Annotated in this window: 17 protein-coding genes; 11 read left to right on the top strand and 6 right to left on the bottom strand. The window is 52.0% G+C overall.

What is annotated here, in order from left to right:
- The first annotated feature begins 6 nt into the window (after nt 1–6).
- Genes GQY55_RS02800 through GQY55_RS02810 form a run of 3 tightly spaced genes read left to right on the top strand, consistent with a single transcriptional unit; the run spans nt 7 to nt 4,429 of the window.
- Complete coding sequence (locus tag GQY55_RS02800) at nt 7–2,559, top strand: DUF5696 domain-containing protein (RefSeq protein WP_160037895.1); 2,553 nt, start codon at nt 7–9, stop codon at nt 2,557–2,559.
- Nucleotides 2,556–3,464: a carbohydrate ABC transporter permease gene (locus GQY55_RS02805; protein WP_160037897.1), complete on the top strand. Its 909-nt coding sequence runs from the start codon at nt 2,556–2,558 to the stop codon at nt 3,462–3,464. Before GQY55_RS02800 ends, GQY55_RS02805 begins: the two co-directional genes overlap by 4 nt.
- 17 nt (nt 3,465–3,481) lie before the next feature.
- Nucleotides 3,482–4,429 carry a carbohydrate ABC transporter permease gene (locus tag GQY55_RS02810; RefSeq protein WP_160037899.1) on the top strand — a complete coding sequence of 316 codons (948 nt, stop codon included), beginning with the start codon at nt 3,482–3,484 and terminating at the stop codon, nt 4,427–4,429.
- On the opposite strand, the gene GQY55_RS32020 is transcribed toward GQY55_RS02810, so the two are convergent.
- Nucleotides 4,387–4,758 (bottom strand): hypothetical protein, encoded by a 372-nt coding sequence (locus tag GQY55_RS32020; protein ID WP_442953593.1) that lies wholly within the window; start codon nt 4,756–4,758, stop codon nt 4,387–4,389. The genes GQY55_RS02810 and GQY55_RS32020 overlap by 43 nt on opposite strands.
- 283 nt (nt 4,759–5,041) lie before the next feature.
- On the opposite strand from GQY55_RS32020, the gene GQY55_RS02825 reads away from it, so the two are divergent.
- From GQY55_RS02825 to GQY55_RS02845, 5 genes are all read left to right on the top strand, one after another.
- A complete protein-coding gene (locus GQY55_RS02825) occupies nt 5,042–6,766 on the top strand; it encodes a family 43 glycosylhydrolase (protein ID WP_160037901.1) in 1,725 nt (574 codons plus the stop codon).
- 17 nt (nt 6,767–6,783) lie between these two features.
- The gene (locus GQY55_RS02830; RefSeq protein ID WP_160037903.1) at nt 6,784–8,319 is read left to right on the top strand and encodes a glycoside hydrolase family 43 protein; all 1,536 of its coding nucleotides are present in this window, start codon (nt 6,784–6,786) and stop codon (nt 8,317–8,319) included.
- A 184-nt stretch (nt 8,320–8,503) separates the two neighbouring features.
- Nucleotides 8,504–9,526, top strand: coding sequence for an endo-1,4-beta-xylanase (locus GQY55_RS02835; protein ID WP_160037905.1), 1,023 nt, complete (start codon nt 8,504–8,506; stop codon nt 9,524–9,526).
- Nucleotides 9,527–9,553: 27 nt separating this feature from the next.
- A complete protein-coding gene (locus tag GQY55_RS02840) occupies nt 9,554–11,293 on the top strand; it encodes an SGNH/GDSL hydrolase family protein (protein ID WP_160037907.1) in 1,740 nt (579 codons plus the stop codon).
- Nucleotides 11,294–11,347: 54 nt separating this feature from the next.
- Nucleotides 11,348–12,142 (top strand): alpha/beta hydrolase, encoded by a 795-nt coding sequence (locus GQY55_RS02845; RefSeq protein ID WP_236575368.1) that lies wholly within the window; start codon nt 11,348–11,350, stop codon nt 12,140–12,142.
- 199 nt (nt 12,143–12,341) lie between these two features.
- On the opposite strand, the gene GQY55_RS02850 is transcribed toward GQY55_RS02845, so the two are convergent.
- The 4 genes from GQY55_RS02850 to GQY55_RS02865 form a co-directional block, all read right to left on the bottom strand.
- Nucleotides 12,342–12,893 (bottom strand): GrpB family protein, encoded by a 552-nt coding sequence (locus GQY55_RS02850; protein ID WP_160037911.1) that lies wholly within the window; start codon nt 12,891–12,893, stop codon nt 12,342–12,344.
- A 301-nt stretch (nt 12,894–13,194) separates the two neighbouring features.
- Nucleotides 13,195–13,734: a hypothetical protein gene (locus GQY55_RS02855; protein ID WP_160037913.1), complete on the bottom strand. Its 540-nt coding sequence runs from the start codon at nt 13,732–13,734 to the stop codon at nt 13,195–13,197.
- Nucleotides 13,735–13,767: 33 nt separating this feature from the next.
- Nucleotides 13,768–13,974 carry a helix-turn-helix domain-containing protein gene (locus tag GQY55_RS02860; RefSeq protein ID WP_160037915.1) on the bottom strand — a complete coding sequence of 69 codons (207 nt, stop codon included), beginning with the start codon at nt 13,972–13,974 and terminating at the stop codon, nt 13,768–13,770.
- 9 nt (nt 13,975–13,983) lie between these two features.
- On the bottom strand, nt 13,984–14,460 hold the full coding sequence (locus tag GQY55_RS02865; RefSeq protein WP_160037917.1) for a DUF2975 domain-containing protein: 477 nt from the start codon (nt 14,458–14,460) through the stop codon (nt 13,984–13,986).
- 95 nt (nt 14,461–14,555) lie between these two features.
- Between GQY55_RS02865 and GQY55_RS31195 the strand changes: the two genes are divergently transcribed.
- The gene (locus GQY55_RS31195) at nt 14,556–14,786 is read left to right on the top strand and encodes a hypothetical protein (RefSeq protein ID WP_236575369.1); all 231 of its coding nucleotides are present in this window, start codon (nt 14,556–14,558) and stop codon (nt 14,784–14,786) included.
- A 5-nt stretch (nt 14,787–14,791) separates the two neighbouring features.
- Here GQY55_RS31195 and GQY55_RS02870 read toward each other — a convergent pair whose 3' ends face one another.
- Nucleotides 14,792–15,280, bottom strand: coding sequence for a glutathione peroxidase (locus GQY55_RS02870; protein WP_160037919.1), 489 nt, complete (start codon nt 15,278–15,280; stop codon nt 14,792–14,794).
- A 163-nt stretch (nt 15,281–15,443) separates the two neighbouring features.
- On the opposite strand from GQY55_RS02870, the gene GQY55_RS02875 reads away from it, so the two are divergent.
- Nucleotides 15,444–15,896 (top strand): MarR family winged helix-turn-helix transcriptional regulator, encoded by a 453-nt coding sequence (locus GQY55_RS02875; RefSeq protein WP_160037921.1) that lies wholly within the window; start codon nt 15,444–15,446, stop codon nt 15,894–15,896.
- A 162-nt stretch (nt 15,897–16,058) separates the two neighbouring features.
- A complete protein-coding gene (locus GQY55_RS02880; protein ID WP_160037923.1) occupies nt 16,059–16,244 on the top strand; it encodes a DUF2524 domain-containing protein in 186 nt (61 codons plus the stop codon).
- The last annotated feature ends 7 nt before the right edge of the window (nt 16,245–16,251 follow it).

Raw genomic sequence — 16,251 nt, forward strand, 5'->3', positions numbered from 1 at the left:
GAAACCATGCGCAAAGCCAGTAAAGCCTTGTGGCTCCCGGTCCTGCTCGCGGGGATTGCGGTGGCCGGCTGCAACGATTCGAACCCGGTCCATACCGGTGCCAACGATGCACCGGCTGCAGTTGAATTCACCAGGGGCCAGCCAGTGAAAGCCGCCTTCACCGATGCCCGGGCAGCAGGTATGAAAGGCGTGGCCGAAAATGAACGGCTGCGGTTGTTCGTGGATGAGAAAACGGGCGTCATCGCCGTTCTGAATAAGCAATCCGGCGAGATATGGTATAGCAACCCGCCGGAACGCGATAAGGATCCGCTTGCGTCCGGGGTGAATAAAGGCATCCTTTCGTCCCAGCTCAAAATCGATTATTACAACAATTTCGGCCAGGTGAATTCCATCAACACGTTCACCGACAGCGCTTCGCATAAGCAGATCAAATTCGAGCCGATCCCTCACGGGGTAAGGGTCACGTACCAGTTCGGAACGGCCGTGAAATCGGCCGCCGATTTGCCGATGATGCTCAGCAGCGAGCGAATCGAGGCGATGCTGGGCAAGCTGGACAAAACGGGCCAGCGGGCGTTGAAAATCGCCTACAAAGAGGATCCGGATAAAAAAGTGTATGTCCGGAACGACAGCGCATTAAACGGGCTGCAGCTCGATCGTGCCTTCAAGGCATTCGAAGACGCGGGATATACCGAAGAGGACCTGAAGAAAGACATGGAGGAGCTGCAATTCACGCAGGAAAAGCCGGAACCGCGGATTTTCCTGGCATCGATCGAATACGCCCTGGACGGCGGCAGCCTAATCGCCAAAATCCCGGCATCCGGCATTCAATACCCGAGCGCATATCCGATCGGGAACATATCCTTCCTCAGCTTTTTTGGAGCCGGCGGTTCCAAGGAGCAGGGGGCGATCTTCGTGCCGGACGGCTCCGGTGCGCTCATCCGTTTCAACAACGGGAAGAAGCAGTATCCCGCTTACCAGCAACCGGTGTACGGGGAGGATCTGACGATGAAGACGATCGAGGATGCCAAGACCGAGCAAGCGGTTCGTCTGCCGGTGTTCGGGATCATCCGCGAAAGCGGCGCGATCCTCGGCATCATCGAGGAAGGCGCCTCGGCTGCGACGATCCATGCCGATATCAGCGGAAAGCTGAACAGCTATAACTATGTGTATCCAAGTTTCAATGTCGTCAACAAGGGCGATGTGGTGCTGCAGGCGAACGGTCAGGAACGCACGCTGCCCAGGTTCCAGGAACGTCCGACGAAATCGGATTTTACGGTCCGGTACGCTTTTTTGAACAAGGAAGAAGCATCATATCATGGACTGGCGCGGTACTACCGGCGTTATCTTGAAGAGCACGGCGGATTGCCCAAGCCGAAGCCGGCTGCGGAAGCGGCAAATATGCCGTTTTACCTGCAGCTCGTCGGCGGCATCGCCAAAGAAAAGCATTTCGCCGGCATCCCATACCGGACGATCGAACCGCTCACGACGTTCGAACAGTCGCAGGACATCATCAACCAGATGAAAAACCGGGGCATATCCAACATTAAACTGAAATTTTCAGGCTGGTTCAATGGCGGGATGGATCATGAGGTTCCGGATCATGTTTCGGTCGACAAGGCTGTCGGCGGCAGCAAAGGTTTGCAAAACTTCATCACCTTCACCCGGGAACAAGAGGTTTCCTTCTATCCAGACGTTGCGGTCCTGACCGCAAATACGGGAAAGGGATTCAACGAGAACGCAAATGCCGCCAGAACGTTGAGAGGCGTTCCTGCCGCTCTTTACCCGCTGGATCAGGCGCTCAACCGAAGGGACCGGGATAAGGAGCCATCGTACGTTGTATCCCCAAGGCTGACCTTATCCTATGCCGAATCGGTGCTGAAGGGCTTGAAAGAGTACCAGCCGGGCGGCATTTCGCTACGGGATCTCGCCGATCAGCTCAACAGCGACTACCGGAAGCACAATCAGCTGGATCGGACCGAATCCGAGAGCCTATCGATTCAGGCGCTGGGCAGCTTCTCGCAGGCGAATCCGAAGGTCATGGCGGATGGCGGCAACGTTTATGCGCTTCCATTCTTGTCGGATATTACGAACGCGCCGATGTCCGGCAGCCATTTCAAGATCGAGGACGAAGAAATCCCGTTCTACCAAATGGTCATTCGCGGGTACGTCGATTACACGGGAAGTCCGTTTAACCTGTCGACCTTTACGGATGAGCGGCAGTATATCCTGAAATGCCTCGAATACGGAGCGGGCGTGTACTTCGAATGGATCCATGAACCGAACGACAAAGTGAAGGATACGGAATACAACGACCTGTATGCCGTCCATTACAAGCAGTGGATCGATCAGGCCGCCGCAATGTACCGCGAGGTGAACGACGTGCTGAAGAACGTCCGGAATGAGCCGATCACCGGCCACGAGAAGCTTGGCGAAGGCGTGTACAAGACCGTGTACGGGAACGGCTTTTACGTCATTGTCAACTATAACCGCACGGATGCGACGGCGGACGGCCGAACGGTGAAAGCCGAGAGCTATTTGACGGGTGGTGTGCAATCTTGAAGTCCATACTGAAATTCGGCATGAAGCGGCGGACGTACGCCGAACAGAAGGCACTCTGGGGCTTTATCTACGTGCTGCCGTGGCTGCTTGGATTCCTTCTTTTTTTCCTGATCCCGTTGGTCTCTTCGTTAAGGTACAGCTTCAGCTCCATCGAAGCCAATGCAAACGGCATGAATATCAGCTTCATCGGCATCTCCAATTACGTGGAAGCCCTTACGGTCAACACGAGCTTTAACCGCACGTTGACGACCTCGATCGTAAACATGGTCATCAACGTGCCGCTGATCGTGATCTTCAGCCTGTTTTTGGCTGTGTTGCTGAACCAGAAGTTTGTTGGCAGAGCCATCGCCAGATCGATCTTTTTCCTTCCGGTCATTTTGGCTTCCGGGGTCATCGCGAATTTGGAGACGACCAGCCTGGTTCAAGCCATCAACGAGCAGAACGCCGGCGGCGCCGTGAGCGGCCTGGGGACCAGCGAGCTGACGCGGATCATGCTCAATTCCGGCGTCAGCGAAAACGTCGTCGCGTACCTGACCAGCGCCGTGGATCGCATCTACCAGATCGTCAGCCAGTCTGGCGTGCAAATTTTGATCTTCCTGGCGGGGATCCAGTCGGTATCCCCCCAGCTTTACGAGGCATCCAAAATCGAAGGGGCGACCGGTTACGAAGCGTTCTGGAAAATCACGCTGCCCATGGTCAGCCCGCTCATCCTGGTCAACGTGATTTATACGATCATCGACTCGTTCTCCCGGAGCGAAATGACGACGCTGATCCGGGAAACGGGGTTCACGAATTTCAACTTCGGCCTCAGCTCGGCGATGGCCTGGATCTACTTCCTGGCGATCATGGTCATTTTGTTGATCATTACGTTTTTTATTTCCAAAAGAATTTTCTATCAAGAATAGAAGGAGCGTGAGCAGCGTTGATCATCGCCCGTTTGTTGTCGCTCGAAAGCTGGAAACGCTGGTTATGGACCGTCGTGCGGCTTGTCTTGATGGCAGGACTGTCGTTTGTTATTCTGTACCCCATTCTTCAAAAGATTTCGACGGCCATCAAGGATAAAAGCGACTTGTATTCGCCGATCGTCGTCTTTGTCCCGGAGCATTATTCTCTCGACAATTTCAAAAAAGCCATATCGATCATGGACTACTGGCATACGTTGTTCAATACGTTTACCTTATCGGCCATGACGACGATCCTGACGGCCGTGTCCTGCGCTTTTGCGGGATACGCCTTTGCACGGCTTAAATTCAAAGGCAGCAATTTGCTTTTTGGAGGCGTCATCCTGACCATTCTGGTTCCGCCAACGACCATTTTGATCCCGATCTACATGAATTTGAAGGATTTCAGCCTCATGGGACTGATCCCGCTGCTGACCGGGAAGTCGGTGAACCTGCTGGATTCGTACTGGCCTTTCATCCTGACCTCGGTCACCGCAAACTCGCTGAAGGCGGGTCTCTACATTTTTATTTTCAGGCAGTTCTTCCGGGGCATTCCGAAAGAAGTGGAGGAAGCGGCTTACATCGATGGGGCGGGCGTAGGCAAAACCTTCCTGCGCATCATGCTGCCGAATGCCGTTCCGGCCATCGTCACCGTGCTGCTGTTTTCGTTCGTATGGCAGTGGAATGACAGCTTCTTTACGACAACGTATTTAACGTCGGGCAAAGTGATGTCCACCCAGCTGTCGTCGCTGCCGCACAACCTCTCCATCATGCTCGAGGGCGGGGTTGCGACCAACAAGGATCCTTTCTATATGAGCATGGTTCAGGATACCGGCATCCTGCTGGCGATCCTGCCGCTGATCATTATTTATCTGTTCGTGCAGCGTTACTTTGTGGAAAGCATCGAGCGTACCGGCATCGTCGGGTAAACGCGGGATACATTCAGGGCGCCTTTCGGAATGAAGCTGCAAATGGCTGGTATCCGAAAGGCGTTTTCGTTATGGCCATGCCGGCAGCGTCTCAAGGCCGCAAATGAGCCGATTGCGGTATTCACGGGGCGTGCAGCCCACGATCCGCCGGAATTGTCTGGAGAAATGCTCGACGTTTTTGTATCCGCACAGCTCGCTCCCTGAACCCAGAACTCGGCCGGCGTTTGCGTCAGAATAAGCAGCCAAAAGTCGTGCCCATCCGAAATGTCGTAAATAAAGTCGCCAGGATGGGCGGCATCATATCCGACATCGTAAATGGATGTGGCCATCGCAATCTCCAATCTTAGAATAGATCAAGTTTCTGTCAGCATAGATCATTCATTTGATGAGGTGTCCTATCTTATAATTTCATAGTAAACGCAATTTAAAGGAGTCAATAGAATAACAAGAAATGGCGAAAGCTTCTGTTTACGTATTTGTATTTGAAATGATCAATTCAAGGTGAGGTCCGTGCCATGATACCAAAAAAGAAAAGCGAATTTATCGAGGTGCTATTGCTATACGCGCATCCCGCAGGAGGATCGGATCTATGCGCCCAGGCTGGCTTTCAGCATGCATCTTGCCTATAGCGAGGACGGCAAGCCTTTCCAAGCTTTGAACCATAATTCAGGCGTCTTGTTCGCCAAGGCAACCCAAAATGAGAACGGGACGCTCCGAGCCAAAAGCTTGAAAAATCCGTATCTCTTCCGCATGGCCGACGGAACATTCGGCGTCGTTGCCGTACGGACGGAGGCGGATGGCCAGCAGGATGAGGAGAGCCGAGGGGCAGTGCTGTTCTTTGCTTCCGACGATTTGCTGCAATACCAAGAAATCGGGCTGATCGATCTGCAGAGCGATGCTTACGTACGCGATGTCGCTTGCGAATATGATGAGTCAAGCCGAGCCTACGTCATCCGCTGGAGCGACGAAAACGGGGGGCATTACCGAAATAGGATCGAGGATCTTTTCGATCTTACCGGTGCTGGTGCCCCTGAAAAGGCGGAGCCGTTTACGCTGGTAGCCGTATCGGCCGACATCGAAGGCATGCAGCACCGAAACGTGATCCGCGTTCCGCGGGAAACGGCGGACCGTCTCATAGGCCGGCTTACGGTTCCCGAGAATGTCGCCATTGAAGTTCCGGATTGCATCACGGCTGCATCGGCCGAGGATTTGAAGACGCTTAAAGCGACCGCGGTATATAGCGACGGCACCACGGCTCCCAAGTCCGTGGATTGGGACACGGCGGCGGTTCGCTGGGATCAGGCCGGGACTTATCGGGTGAACGGAACGGTTCGTCAGGAGCATTATGCCTTTCCGGTCGCGGCGAACCGGGCGGACCCGTGCATCGCGAAGTGGAACGGCAAGTATTATTTCATTGCGACCAATGACGCCGACGGCAATCAAACCTTATATATCAGGGAAGCGGAGACGATATCCGGTCTGATTCAGGCCGGCGAGTCCTTAATTCTGGATACGCAAACCTATGATCACATTAAAGGGCTGTTGTGGGCCCCCGAGCTCCATATCATCGGGGACGAGCTGTACATTTTTCATGCGGCAACGACCGGCGAGTTTTTCTATGAAGAGTGTCACGTGATGAAGCTCCGCGAGGGAGGGGATCCTACCTGCGCCGCGGACTGGTCGATGCCCCGGCGTGTCGTCAAGAGAGACGGCGCCGATTTATGCGAGGCGGGCAAGGTGATCTCCCTGGACATGACGGTCATCCAGGTGAACGGGGAATGTTATGCGGCTTGGTCGGAGCGGCAGTTCGTGCCCGTAGATCTTGGGGCCTGGGTTTATATCGCAAAATTGGATCCGAAAGAACCGTGGAGGCTGACGAGCGATCCGGTGCTGCTGACCAGGCCGGACTTTGGCTGGGCCAATAACCATACCTTTGTCGATGAAGGGCCGTTTGCCCTGATCCGGGGGGGCAGGATCTTTCTGACCTTCTCAAGCGCGGCGATCGACGCGACGTATTGCGTAGGCCTGCTGACCGCCGATGTAAATGCGGATTTGCTGAATCCCGACAGCTGGACGAAGGGCAACTATCCGCTGCTGACGTCGAGAAGCGTTCCCGGCGAATACGGCCCCGGCCATAATTCCTACGTGACCGATGATGAAGGCGTCACTTGGAACGTCTACCACGCCAGACCGGGAGTAGAGGGGCCAAGAGGCACCGGAATCCGCCGCGTTCATTTCGGCGTGGACGGATATCCGGTGCTTGATTTAACGGAAGAGCGGGATTTGAACCCGGCTTTGGCCGGGGTGTCGATCGAAGTCATTGTAAAACGCGACTAGGAAGGGGCAGAAAGTGTATGTATCCGAATCCGATAATATGGGCCGACCTTCCGGATCTTGACGTGATCCGGGTAGAGGACACCTACTATATGGTCAGCACGACGATGCACATGATGCCGGGCTGCGTCATCCTGCGCTCATACGACCTGATTCAATGGGAAGTGGCTTCTTATGTGTACGACGTATTGGACAATACGCCGGCGCAGCGGCTCGAAGACGGCAAACATATTTACGGGCAGGGCATGTGGGCGCCGTCCCTGCGTTACCACAAGGGGAAATTTTACGTGATCTTCGTGGCGAACGATACCCGCCGAACATATTTGTACACGGCAGATAGCGTGTCCGGACCATGGACGAAGCAATACATCGAGGGCTTTTATCACGACTGCTCCCTGCTGTTTGACGATGACGGCCGGGCGTATCTGATTTACGGCAATGCCGAAATTCACCTGACCGAATTGAAGGAGGATCTATCCGGACCCAAGCCCGGCGGGCTGAACCGCATCATCGTCAAAGAACGCGAGCCGTATCATCTCGGGTACGAGGGCGCCCATTTTTATAAGATCGACGGCAGGTATTACGCCTTCTTTATCCATATTTCGAAGGCTGCGGGTCGCCGAACGCAGGCTTGCTTCGCGGCGGATTCCCTGGAAGGAGAGTTCACGGGCGGAGAGGTCTTTAACGACGACATGGGGTATTTTAATTCGGGCGTTGCGCAGGGAGGCATCGTGGATACGCCGGACGGGGAATGGGTGGCCGTGCTGTTTCAGGATCACGGCGCCGTCGGCCGGATTCCGGTGCTCGTTCCGCTGCGCTTCGAGAACGGTTTTCCGGTATTCGCCAAGAAAGCACCCACAATGATCGAGCTGCCAAGCACAAGGCCGGGTTATACCTACCAGCCTTTGGTGGGAAGCGATGACTTTCATTACACGCCGGACGAGCACGGCAAGGTGCGCCTGAAGGATGTTTGGCAGTGGAATCATACGCCTGACGATGCATTATGGTCCGTAACGGACAAGCCGGGAGCCTACCGGATCCAATCCGGAAAGATCAGCCCCAACTTGACGTTTGCGGTCAATACGTTGACGCAGCGCGCCATGGGGCCGGCATGCGAAGCGACGGTCACGTTGGACGGCAGCGGGCTGAAGGATGGCGATTATGCAGGCCTATGCTTTTTGATCGGTACGTACGGCTTGATCGCCCTGACCAAGGAAGCCGGCCGATCCTATCTGGTTATGCTGGCCAGAGAGCCGCAGGATCATTCCATATTCGGCAATTTGGTAGACGAGAAGCCAGGCACCGAATTTGCCCGTATTCCCGTCTCCGGAGACGTCGTCACGCTCAGGGCGGCCGGCCATTTCGTGAATAACGCGGACGAGTGCATGTTTTATTACCGGGATGGGGCGGATTGGAAGCAGCTCGGGATTGCGCACAAGATGATATACAAGCTGGACCATTTTATGGGCTGCCGCATCGGTCTGTTTTTGTTTTCAACCCGCGAGATCGGGGGAACGGCGGAGTTTTCCGACTTCCAATACCGTGTGCTCAATTAACCGGTCCCTGTTGTTTAATTTCATTTCGAAGGTTGTCAGTTATGGCGTAAAGGATCCGTGATTTGCCGGGTGATGATACGGTTAACGGCAGGTTGTTTCGCGGCGAGGCGAAAGCTACACTTTGGGGTGAACGTGTGTGCCGTAATTTGGTTGCTTGAGAAATTCCGTCGAAAAGGGGATGAGTATGATAAAGTTGCGTGAAGCATTTAAAGAGCATTTCCTGATCGGGGCCGCCGTGAATCCGGCGACGTTGGACACCCAGCGTGATTTGCTCATCGAGCATTTCAACAGCGTGACTGCCGAAAATGAAATGAAGTTCGAAAGGGTGCATCCCGAGGAAGACCGGTATACGTTTGAGGCAGCAGACCGTATGGTGGCTCTGGCCAAAGCCAACGGCATGGCGGTCAGGGGGCATACGCTGGTCTGGCACAATCAGACGCCGAAATGGGTGTTTGAACATCAAGACGGCAGCCAGGTTGACAGGGAGACGCTGCTGGCCCGCATGAAATCCCATATCAACACGGTCGTATCCCGTTACCGGGGAGAACTCTATGCTTGGGACGTGGTGAACGAAGCGGTGTCCGACAGCGGCAGCGAACGGCTGCGGCCTTCGAAGTGGCTCGACGTCATCGGCGAGGATTTCATCGCCAAGGCGTTTGAGTACGCCCATGAGGCCGACCCGGAGGCGCTGCTGTTCTATAACGATTACAACGAGGCCGATCCGGTGAAAAGCGAAAAAATCTACTCGCTCGTCAAATCATTGCTCGAACAGGGAGTGCCGATCCATGGCATCGGGCTTCAGGCGCATTGGAGCCTGTATCATCCGTCGTTGGACGATATCCGCCGGGCGATCGAGAGATACGCCAGTTTGGGCGTGAAGCTGCATGTGACCGAGCTGGATGTCTCCATGTTTGCGTTCGATGACCGGCGGACCGACCTCACGGCTCCGACCGAAGAGATGCTCGCTCTTCAAGCGGAACGTTACGGACAATTTTTCCGGTTATTTCAGGAATACAGCGAATATATCACCTCCGTCACTTTTTGGGGGGCTGCCGATGATTATACCTGGCTGGACCATTTTCCCGTACGTGGCCGGAAGAATTGGCCTTTCTTATTTGATGCGAAGCATCAGCCCAAACCGTCTTATTGGGAAGTGCTAGGGACGATAGAAAAGATAGGAAATACCGGAAGGAAAACGTCTTTGTAATCTGTTCATGGAAAGGATGACGTTTCGATGACCGACCCTCGATCATCGGCCGCGGATGCAACGCGGGCGCCGATGGCTCCGCAGGACCCGGCGTCCGGGCGAAACGGGCTGTACATTTTACATGATGCGGCGATTGAAGCAACGGCTCGGCCCGACGGCACTTTTGCGCAAGAGATATATTTGGACGGACAACGGCTTATCGATAAAGCCCGGTATGCCGGAGGGGGCTTGGATGAGGCCATTCTTGAGAATCTGAGAAGCTTCGACGGATTCCGCCGGATGGTCCATCGCATCGGAATTTCGGTCCATGCTCATGGCAACGAGAAATCGACCGTCTTTTTTACGATTCACAATCGGGGCAAATCGGGCCGATTCGAATCAGGTACCCGGCTCCGATTCCCTTGTCCGGCCGACGGCTCCGAATCGCTTCTGACACTGGAGGATTACGATTGGTCCCCGGATGACGAAGTGCCCGGCAAATTTGCTTTCGAATTCGAACGGGCGGGCGTGCTGGCGACGGCAAACATCATTTTCTACCTGCATGACGGTTATCCGGTTCCCGAGTCCATCCCCGAACCTCCGGTCGATTTCGGTTCCGAATCCTACCGCCGCATGATCGAAAAGTCGCTTCTGAACAAAGGCAATAACAAGAGATTGAAGACGGCCATAGAAAAAGCGAAAAGAGGAGAGCCCGTAACGATCGCCTATATCGGGGGTTCCATTACCCAAGGAGCGGGAGCCGTTCCGCTTTCTGCGAATTGTTACGCTTACAGATCGTACGATCTTTTTAAACGTTGGTTCGTGCCATCCGGCGGGGATTCGGTCCGTTTCATTAAAGCGGGAGTAGGCGGCACGCCGTCGGAGCTGGGCATCGTCCGCTATGAGCGGGATGTCCTTAGAGACGGCACGGTGGAGCCGGATATCGTGATCGTGGAGTTTGCCGTTAACGACGCCGACGACGAGACAAAAGGAAGCTGTTACGAGAGCCTGGTGCTCAAGGCTCTTGCCGGCGGGAATAAACCCGCGGTGATCTTGCTGTTCAGCGTGTTTATGAACGATTGGAATCTTCAGGACCGGCTGGCTCCCATCGGTTGGCACTATCAATTGCCGATGGTCAGCGTGAAGGATGCCGTAGTAGAACAGTTCCGGTTATCTAAAGCCGATGGCAACGTCATCTCCAAACGGCAATTTTTTTACGATATTTATCATCCGACCAATGCGGGACATAAGATCATGTCCGATTGTCTGGGCTGGCTGTTCGAAGTTACGGACCGATCCGCAGCTGACGGGGAGGATCTTCCGACTGACAAGCCGCCGCTGATCGGGAACGGATACGTTGGGACGCGTCTTCTCGATCGCATGAATGCCGACGGCATTGCGCGGATTCATCCGGGTGGTTTCCAAGAGACCGATGCCGAGCTGCAAATGGCGGAGCTGGATGACCATTCATACGGCACTCCGCTATTTCCCCATAACTGGATGCATACGGCCGAATCCGGAAATCCCAGCTTCAAAATGACCATCCGAAGCCGGCGCCTTATTCTGGTCTTTAAGGACTCCGGAAGCCATGATTTCGGAACCGCGAATATTTGGGTGGATGGGCAGCTGAAAAGAACCGCCGATCCGCATCAGGTGAATTGGACGCATTGCCATGCCGTGCTTTTGTACGATGAAGAGGATGTAAGGGAACATACGATAGAGATCGCGATGGCGGAAGGCAATGAGGATAAGCGGTTTACGATCTTGGGATTCGGATATGTGCCGTAACGGCTGAAATAAGCAATGTTTCAAATGAAAATACTTACCGGAAAGGGTGATTCCATGATCATAGAAACGGCTCCAATCGGATACGACCAGTACAGGGAAAACATAACCCGCGGGGACATGAATACAGTCGAATATTATTCCTCGACGGTGGGGAAACACCGCAAAGCAATGGTTTATACCCCGCCCGGGTTTTCCGAAAGCGGCAGGTATAACGTGCTTTATCTTCTGCATGGCATAGGAGGGGATGAAGCGGAGTGGTATAATCACGGGCATCCGGAGATCATTTTAGATAACCTTTATGCGGACAACAAGCTGGCGCCCATGATCGTCGTTTTGCCCAACGGCCGCGCAATGCCGGATGATCGGGCGACGGGGGATATTTTCGACGCCGAAAAGGTAAAGGCATTCGAGACATTCGAATCGGATTTGCTCCACGATGTGATTCCTTTTATTGAATCCAATTACCCGGTGTTGACAGATCGCGAGAACCGGGCGCTTGCCGGATTATCGATGGGCGGGGGTCAGTCGTTGAATATCGGGCTGAATCATCTTGACCGCTTCGCATGGATCGGAGCTTTTTCCCCTGCCCCCAACACGAAGGCACCTGAACTGCTTGTCCCGAATCCGAAAGAAACGTCGGCGAACCTTAAACTGCTATGGCTTTCATGCGGTGACCAGGACGGACTCCTATCGATTAGCACCCGGACGCATGACTATTTGGCGCGGCACGACGTTCCCCACGTTTGGTACATGAAACAGGGCGGCGGTCACGATTGGCCGGTATGGAAACACGATCTGCATCATTTTAGCCGGCTCCTTTTCCATGACGTTTTGAATGGGGACGAATGAACTGCAATTACGGATTCGAAAATAGTGTATAATCTTCAAGCTTGGCGAAAGCCGCCAGGAATCAAAAGAAACCCTGTTCCTCTAAAAAGGACAGGGTTTCTCGACTGACTGAAGGACGATGCAATCATTTGTCCTTCCTTTTTATGGATAATATAAAGCAGGCCGAGATGGAATCAACCGGCTCCGTAAAAAAGACGAACTAATCTTCCCATACGTTTTGAAGAGGAAGTCCCCGTTCTGTCCGCGCCAAGTCCACAACACGCTGGATAAAGGCGGTTTTTGCCCGCGTATAACCGTCCGGGTCTGAATGATATTGTTCAGCCAACGTCCGTTTTAGTTCTCCATACTCCTTGACGAATTCAGGATGGGCCCGAAGGTAGTCGCGAAACAGCAGCTCATTTCTTTCGTAAAATCCTTCAAGGGGGAAGATGTGCAAATGATGCGTACGCGCTCCTTCGTGTTCTTTTACAAAAAAGTGTCGCCCGGTCATGCCGGTATCAATATAACGATAGCCTGAATGGCTAAGCAAGTCCCCATAGATCTGTTCATCAAGCAGCGTATGAACCGCAGCGGAAATATCGATGATGGGTTTTGCGTCCTGATCGGGTATGGAAGTACTGCCGGTATGTTCAATGGTAACGACGTGCGGAGCCAGGATTTCAAGCAATCGAGCTTTCTCTTTCTCGAATTCCGTAGACCAGTCGGAACGGTATGGAACGACTTTGACTGCATAATGTTGTGGAGCGGACATTCGCTTTCACTCTCCCTTTTTCCTATACCAGGATTTACTAATTAATAAAGACATGATGAATAACATACCATTTCATGTTTGTTTTGTCAATATGGAAGGTGATACGAATCATTTGTGCCAAAAGGAGGGATATGGGTCTTTATTTGCTTTGCCGATAGCCATTCCAAAACGTTATTGTGATATCCTAGATTGGTCAAACAGATTAAACAGTTAAACGAATGGGGGGATTGAGGTGAACCAGGAAGTTTCGGACCATATCGCGATGGAGTTGAAACGCATCCGGAGTATAGATCGCTGGTTTTTAAACTTTGTTTGTCTGATTTTTCCTCATGGCAAATCCCGTTATTACAAAACACGTAATAAACGCAACGGTAACGACAATGATTGCGAACATTAATCCAACAGCCGCCATAAAAGGATCGTCACCCGGGTAAGAAGGCTTTAATCTCACGAGCCGACAGACGAACAGGGCGGCCATGATCATATAAAAACTGCTTCCAAGAGCCCCCATCTTCATGCGGTTTTTCGTCGTGCCTTCCCATGCTTTATTGATGATGAGCCATAAAATGATACTTCCTGTGACTGCCAAAAACATGACAGCAAAATGAACAAACGGAATGAAGAAATACACAAATACATACAACACGAAACAGGTTGTAAAAAATAAAGCGGCATTCATGACGAATAAAAACAATCCGGATTTCCAATGATTTTGAAACCAAATGGCATTTTTAAGCCTACGTACCAACGGATTACCGTCTCCAAGCAGATTAGCTATCGGCCGTTTAAATAAAATAACAAGGAACATTCCAAGAAGACCGATTAAAAGGATGAACGTCATATTAACCTCCCGCCTATGTTTATAAAATGAAAGTCATGTATCCCGATATTCCAAAATATCGCCGGGTTGGCAGTCCAAAGCTTTGCAAATGGCCTCCAGGGTGGAAAACTTAACGGCTTTTGCCTTGCCGTTTTTGAGTATGGAAAGATTGGCCATGGTGATTCCGACCCTCTCCGAAAGTTCCGTTACGCTCATTTTCCTTTTTGCCAACATCACATCAATATTAACGATGATTGCCATTTTAGCACCTCAGATTGTCAATTCATTTTCAGTTTTTAAATCAAGAGCACTTCTTAACAGTTCCTGAAGCACCGCGGCAAAAAGTGAAATTACCGTGGCCGCAAAAATGATGACGCCGCCAATGATGGCTAGTCCGGGATGCAAAGCGTTTTGCACGGCCAACAAAAACATCCCAATGACATATAACACGATGATGATCAGAGCACAGTTTTTGATATGTCCTAACGATGTAACCGCTAACTTTGAAAATGCATTTCCTTTTTCGATATTATTCAAAAGCGTGAAAGCCTGATATAGAGCAAAATAAAAAGGGATGGTTGTCATATACAAACCTATAAGCACAGGATATCGCAAGTAGGCGAATTCCGGATTGAATTTTGCTGCGTCTCTGGCCAGGCTTGGAAACCAAAATAGGCACATGGCAAAAACGGTGATTCCAATGATCCAAACAGCCACCTTTAAAAAGAGCGTTGATCTTAGTCCCATAAAGCACCTCGTTGTTCATCATTTATGTTTTATTATAAGGATTGTTTATCGTTTTACAATAAATATTTATCATTTTATATGATGTTTTTATTGTTTTGTATTCTGGAGATTCCGGAGATTCAGGAGATGAAAGTGATGATCCGATGTTTCGTGCCGGCGCGATGGGAAGGCGGATGCCGGGCTGGGGAGCGGCGAGGATCGCTGATCGATTTTTCGGGCAAGCAAAAAAGAGCGTTATTAGCGCTCCCTATGCCAATGCCTCTATTCAAAAAATGTTCCCGATGAATTGCAATGATTTCTTGCCGGGCGGATCATTCGGCGGATGAATGGATTAGCCTTCCGCACGCAACAGCTCGATAATATGCCGTTCGATTTTTTCCGGCTCTTCCGTCGGCGCGAACCGTTTCACGACTTTTCCGCTGCGGTCGACCAGAAACTTCGTAAAGTTCCACTTGATCGCCTTGGAACCCAACAGGCCCGGCGCTTCTTTGGTCAGATGGCGGAACAGCGGATGCGCGTTTTGGCCGTTGACGTCTATTTTGGCGAACAGAGGGAAGTTGACCCCAAAATTCAGCTCGCATGCTTGAGCGACCTCTTTGTCGGTCCCCGGCTCCTGGTTGGCAAATTGGCCGCAAGGAAAACCGAGGACGCTAAATCCCTGCTCCTTGTAAGTATCGTGCAGCTTTTGCAGCCCTTTGAACTGCGGCGCGAACCCGCATTTGGTGGCCGTATTGACGATCAGCAGCACTTGACCGCGATAAGGCTCCAATGTTTGCAGTTCTCCCTTAATCGTTTTAACTTCCATATTATAAAGTGACATAGGTAACTCTCCTCCCAAGCTTATAATGATTTTGAACAATTAAATTGTATACAACTTAAATGACGATTGCAAGCTTCTCTTTAAATTTTTGACGTACCCGATCCCTAATGTTATAATTACCCGCATAAATAAATTGCATACAATTAAATGGCAGGTGAGAAATATGCAGCCTAACGAATATATGAAGCTCGAAAACCAGCTTTGTTTTGCTTTTTATACCTGCTCCCGCGAGATCATGAAGCTGTACCGCCCGCTGCTTTCCCCGCTCGGGCTGACCTACACGCAGTATATTACGATGCTCTCCCTATGGGAGCGGGACGGGGTCACCGTCAAGGAGCTCGGCTCCAAGCTGTTTCTGGATTCGGGTACCTTGACCCCGCTGCTGAAAAAGCTGGAAACGATGGAGCTCATTACGCGTACCCGCGACAAGGTGGATGAACGCAACGTGATCATCGAGCTGACCGACAAGGGACGGGCCTTTCGGGAGCAGGCCGCCGAAGTGCCGAAAAAGCTTTACGCCGGGACTAACGTTCAACTCGAAGACATAACCGCCATGCATGAGCATATTCAATCTTTTCTGCAGAAGATCGGCGAGCTTTCCGAAAAACAGGAATAGATCGACGTTTCTTAATCCCCCGACGATTCCGGGAATATTCTGCCTTGAATCGAACCTCGGGGCATTGCATATCGCTAACCAAGGCATGCTTCCGGCTGAATAAACTCGGCCAAATTCTCCATAATAGGGAAGTACACCCAAGTCAGAATGGAGGGAAAGCATATGCTGGACAACCTCGAAAGCAGCTACGATTGCGCGCGTGCGGGAGATGACTTGCATCGGCTCAAGCAGGAACTCGCCTCGCTCCGCGGTCAGGGCAGGGAAGATCAAGTAACGCAGGAACAAATCAACCGCCTCGAAAATCAAATCGCGTTTATTATGAACAAATGCGACATCAACCACGAATGAAGCGAAA

This window comes from Paenibacillus sp. USDA918EY (assembly GCF_009870825.1).
GTDB classification, from domain to species: Bacteria; Bacillota; Bacilli; order Paenibacillales; family Paenibacillaceae; genus Paenibacillus_AQ; species Paenibacillus_AQ albilobatus.